The sequence below is a fragment of the Malaciobacter halophilus genome (assembly GCF_002837275.1).
Lineage (GTDB): Bacteria > Campylobacterota > Campylobacteria > Campylobacterales > Arcobacteraceae > Malaciobacter > Malaciobacter halophilus.
This window is the reverse complement of the sequence record NZ_NXIF01000094.1, coordinates 1-465: the sequence shown is the minus strand read 5'-3', so window position 1 is coordinate 465 and position 465 is coordinate 1. Positions and strand designations below refer to the sequence as shown.

Sequence of the window (465 nt, the reverse complement as noted above, 5' to 3'; positions counted from 1 at the left end):
ATTGTTGAAAAAAATATGGAAGGTGAAATTAGTGTAGAAAATACTAATAAGGGTGCTCTTTTTTTAGTAACACTTCCTTTTAAAAGTGGACAAGAGTAAAAGAGCTTAAAAGCTCTCCCACTCATCATCTTTATCACTATTTTGAGAAGTAAAAGTTTCAGGTTGTTTTGGTTTTGAATTATATGAAGTAGTCTTTTTATACTCCTCTTCTTCATAATTATATTTTGCTTTTGGCTCTTCTTTCTCTTTTACCTCTATTTTTTTTACTCTTGCCTCTTCTTTTCCTATAAACTCTTTTGAGTTTGCATCACTTACTATCTCTTTTGCTATTGTATCTGTTTGTATTGCTATCTCATGTGTTTGTGTTGCTATTGATGCATTCTTTTGTGTTTGTTGGTCTAATTGTGTTACTGCATCATTTATTTGTGTGATTCCTGACTCTTGCTCTTTACTTGCATTTGCTAT

The 465-nt window shown here is 31.0% G+C and carries 1 pseudogene; it reads right to left on the bottom strand.

The features are described from left to right. Positions 1 to 105 precede the first annotated feature (105 nt). Positions 106 to 465, bottom strand: a pseudogene (locus tag CP960_RS14015) (methyl-accepting chemotaxis protein); the annotation flags it as partial.